Source organism: Protofrankia sp. Cj3 (assembly GCF_917627355.1).
In the GTDB taxonomy this organism is placed as follows: Bacteria; Actinomycetota; Actinomycetes; order Frankiales; family Frankiaceae; genus Protofrankia.
On sequence record NZ_CAKJTR010000279.1, the window covers coordinates 1 to 4,209 of the forward strand.

Genomic DNA, 4,209 nt, shown 5'->3' on the forward strand with positions numbered 1-4,209 from the left:
CGGCGGGCGGCTGGTCACCCCGGCTGGCAGCCCGCTGGCCGAACGGGTCCGGGACGCGGGCGGCGAGTGCGACGACGACAGCCTGCTCATCGGCCGGACCTTGACCGAGGAAGGCCGCTCCCGGGCGCACATCGGCGGCCGGTCTGTCCCGGCCAGTCTCCTTGCCGAGATCACCGACGGGCTGATCGCGGTGCACGGCCAGTCCGACCAGCAACGGTTGCTGCGTGCTGGTGAGCAGCGCGGTGCCCTCGACCGGTTCGCGGGTGCCGCGGTGGAGCGGCCGCTGGTGGCTTACACCACCGTCTACACGCGATTGCGCAGGGTCTCCAGCCTGCTCGCCGAGATCACCGAACGGGCCCGGGAGCGGTCGGCCGAGGCGGAGATCCTGCGCGGCGGCCTCGCGGAGATCGAACGAGTTGACCCGTATCCCGGCGAGGACACGGCGGTGGACACCGAGCTGCGCCGGTTGGAACACGCCGAGACGCTGATGCAGGCCGCCAGCGGCGCGCACACGGTGCTGGTGAGCGACCCCGCGGCCGGTGACGATACGCCGGGCGCCGTCGACCTGCTGGGCGCCGCTCATCGGCTGGTCGCCGCGCAGGCGTCCCTCGACCAGGATCTTGCCGACCTGGCTGACCGCCTGCACGAGGTCGGGATGCTGCTCGCCGACGTCGCCGCGGACCTCGCCTCCTACGCGGCCGGCGTCGAGTCCGATCCTGGCCGCCTTGCCACCGTGCAGGCCCGCAAGGCGGCTCTCGCGGGCCTTGCCCGAGCGCACGGCACCGATCTGCCGGGGGTCCTGGCATGGGCGGAGCAGGCCGGGCGGCGCCTGCTTGAGATCGACTCCGATGGCGACCGGGCCGGGGAGCTGGCGTCCGAACGCGACCGGCTGGTGGCTGACCTCAGCACGCATGCCACTGAGATCAGCACGGCTCGCCGTGCCGCCGCGGACAGGTTCGCCGCGGCGGTGGCCGCTGAGCTTGCGGGTCTGGCGATGCCCAGGGCCCGGGTCGAGGCGGTTGTCTCCCAGCGCGCGGATCCCGCTGGCATACCCGTGGACGGCCAGCTCGTCGCCTATGGGCCGACCGGGGCTGACGAGGTCGAACTGCGCCTGGTGCCGCATCCGGGCGCACCGGCACGCCCGGTGCACAAGGGGGCCTCCGGCGGTGAGCTGTCCCGGATCATGCTGGCTATCGAGGTCGTGCTCGCCACCGCCGACACGACCACGACAATGGTGTTCGACGAGGTCGACACCGGGGTGGGCGGGCGTGCCGCGGTCGAGGTCGGCCGCCGGCTGGCCCGGCTCGCGCGGACCCATCAGGTGATCTGTATCACTCACCTGCCGCAGGTTGCGGCCTTCGCGGACCGGCACTTGGTGGTGACGAAGGCGGACGACGGTTCGGTGACCCGCAGCGGCGTGGTGACGCTCGACGATGCCGGCCGGGTGCGGGAACTGTCCCGGATGCTCGCGGGCGTCGAGGAGAGCGCCCTGGCCCACGGGCACGCTGAGGAACTGCTCGCCAACGCCGCGGCTGACAAGAAGATTTTCGATAAGAGCGCCCGGCAACAAGCTGTGGATCAAGGGGTGGGGCTGGGGCGTGTGCGTCGCGTGGCGATGGATGAGGAACTCCGGAACACGCCGTAAGAAGATCATCGATGAGCCGTGGTAACGCGAAAGCCGCTCTCCGTTCTCACGCATGGGAGTGGCGTCCATAGGTGAAGCGGGCCTGCGCCGCGGCGGACGGGCTGTCGTGCTCCCCAGCCGCCGGGAGGGAGAGCGTGAACGTAGCGCCGCGGCCCACCGCGCCTGCCGCCGTGACCGTCCCGCCGTGGTTCGCCGCGATCTCCTGGACGAGGGCCAGGCCGAGACCGAACCGGCGCCGGTCACCGACTTGCTGGCCACGGTGGAAGCGGGTGAAGAGATCGTCAGCGGCGGTCGGCTCGAGCCCCTGCCCGGTATCTGTGATCCGCAGGGTGACAACGCCACTCGGGTTCGCCGGAGCCACTGTCATGGTCACCGATCCGTCGCTCTGGGTGTGCCCGAGCGCGTTGTCCAGCAGCGCGGAGACGGCCCGGCGCAGTGCCGGCTCAGCGCCGAGAACGACCGCGCGACGGTCTGCCTCAGCCGGCATCGCCCTGCCAGCGGCCAGATCGGCGACCGTGACGGTGAGTGTCACGCCCAGTTCGGCGGCGTACGCCTGCGCGGCCGCGGCGACCTCGTGCGCGACCCGGCCGAGATCCACCGGGGTTCGCCGACCGGGGCTGTGCGCGAGTTCGGCGGATACCAGCAGATCCTCAACGATATCCGCGAGCCGGCGGCTGTCCGCGACGATCTCACCCGCCTCGGCGGCGAGAGCGGGCACACCGGCTTTGCCCGCGGCGCGTTCGAACACCTGGGCGCGGGTGTGCAACAGCGTGAGCGGGGTCCGTAGCTCGTGCGCGGCATCGGCGACGAACTGGCGTTGGCGGTCGAGCGCATCCCGCAGCGGCGCGACCGCACGACGCCCGACCGTGATGCTGACCATCAGGACCGCGCCGATCCCCGAGACGCCCGCGAAGCCGAGGCCGAGTAGCAGCCGGTCGGTCTGTCGGTTCAGGTCACTGAGATCGAACGCCGTCTGGATGATGAGGCCGTCTCGCCGGACGGTGATCATTTTGTAGGTGTCACCCTGGCCCAGCCGGTGCTGGGTGGACCGGGTGACACCATCCCGGGCAGTCGCATCGATCGAGGCCAGGTCCGCGAGGTTGGCCGGGGCACCGTGGCTTGCCTGCAGCGGTTCGCCCGTCCGGCGGAGGAAGAGCGTTATGCCGTCCGGGGGATCGTCGACGTCCTCGGCGCGGGCCGCGGCCGAGCGCAGCTGGCGGTCGACGTCCTGCCGCTGCTCATAGCTGACGATCAAATAGGCGACGCTCACGACTATCAGGATCGCCGCCGACACGGCAAGAGCCACCTGGCCGGTGAGCCGGCGGCGGGCCGCCGCCAGCAGCTGGTCATCGGCGCTCATGCCACCCGCGCGCCGGGGCCGCCTGGCAGGCCGTCCCCGGAACACGACGGGCGGGGACGGCCGTGGCCCGCCGATTCGGGTCATCCCGGCTCCCCGAGCCGGTAGCCGACGCCGCGGATGGTGCGCACGATCGACCGCCCCAGCTTGCGCCGCAGGTAGTGGACGTAGACGTCGACGACGGACGGGTCGGCGTCCGGGAATACCCGGCGGCGCAGCTCGTCACGCTCGAAGACCTGCCCTGGCCTGGTGGCGAGGACGGCGAGCAGCTCGCACTCGCGTTCGGACAGCACCAGCGGGCTGGCATCGGGGAGCCGGACGGACCTGTCGGCCACGTGCAGGCTGCGACCATCGGGCAGGGGGAGGAGGTTCGCTTCCGCGAGATGGATACGGCGCAGCGCCCGCAGCCGAGCGAGGAGCTCGTCGAGGTCGAACGGCTTGCCGAGGTAGTCCTCGGCACCGGCGTCGAGGCCCTGGACCCGGTCGGCGATGGCGGTCCGGGCGGTGAGGACCAGCACCGGAACCGCGACACCGCGTCGGCGTAGCGCCCGGAGCAGGTCAATGCCGTCCAGCACGGGCAGGCCCCGGTCGAGGATGGCGACGTCGTAACGGCGGGTCAGGCCGAGATGCAGCCCCTGCTGGCCGTCGGTGGCCAGCTCGACCGCGTAGCCGGACTCCCCGAGGACCCCCGCAAGCAGTCCCGCGAGCGCGCGTTCGTCTTCGACGAGGAGCAGCCGGGGCTGGTGCCCGGCCGGGGCGTTCACCGGATGCAGGACCTCCGTACGGTCTGGCGGTAGCTCTGACGTCGGGCGAGCGGTCGGGCGGTCAGGCGGTCAGGCGGTCAGGCAGACGAGATCATCCCCCGTCCGCGTCGGGGCGGGGCGCGGCAGGGACGTCGGACCACGCGGCCTTGGCGCCAGCGTCGCCGATCCGTACCACCTGTACGACCGTACCGGTCGCGGCGACCACCGCGAGGAGCGCGGCCACGAGCCGCAGCGCGACCGGGTTGCCGCCGGCTGCCGTGGCAGCCGCGGTGGGGGCGGTGGGGGTGGCGGACTGACGCTGTTCCCCACTCGGCTGGCTTGCCGCCGTGCCCGCGGTCCCGGCCGGCCGGCTCGCCGCGCCGGCGACGACTGGCACGTCCACAGCCACGGCCGGCGAGCTGGCCAGCTGTTCCGTCACCGCGGTGGCTTTCCGCAGTCTCCAG

The 4,209-nt window shown here is 72.5% G+C and carries 3 protein-coding genes and 1 pseudogene; 1 reads left to right on the forward strand and 3 read right to left on the reverse strand.

Annotation, left to right across the window (positions count from 1 at the left end; all coding sequences use genetic code 11):
• A partial coding sequence (gene recN, locus MJ783_RS22255) for a DNA repair protein RecN (protein ID WP_239313605.1) occupies positions 1-1,645 on the forward strand: 1,645 nt, incomplete at its 5' end.
• Between the two features lie 46 nt (positions 1,646-1,691).
• On the opposite strand, the gene MJ783_RS22260 is transcribed toward recN, so the two are convergent.
• The 3 genes and pseudogenes from MJ783_RS22260 to MJ783_RS22270 all read right to left on the reverse strand — a co-directional run.
• Positions 1,692-3,005 (reverse strand): cell wall metabolism sensor histidine kinase WalK, encoded by a 1,314-nt coding sequence (locus MJ783_RS22260; protein WP_239313607.1) that lies wholly within the window; start codon positions 3,003-3,005, stop codon positions 1,692-1,694.
• An 80-nt stretch (positions 3,006-3,085) separates the two neighbouring features.
• A complete protein-coding gene (locus tag MJ783_RS22265) occupies positions 3,086-3,766 on the reverse strand; it encodes a response regulator transcription factor (RefSeq protein ID WP_239313609.1) in 681 nt (226 codons plus the stop codon).
• A 91-nt stretch (positions 3,767-3,857) separates the two neighbouring features.
• Positions 3,858-4,209: pseudogene (locus MJ783_RS22270) on the reverse strand (hypothetical protein); the annotation flags it as partial.

What these genes read in the sequence shown, in the direction of transcription:
- MJ783_RS22260 (WP_239313607.1), bottom strand. Translation starts at nt 3,005, where the DNA reads ATGAGCGCCGATGACCAGCTGCTGGCGGCGGCCCGCCGCCGGCTCACC.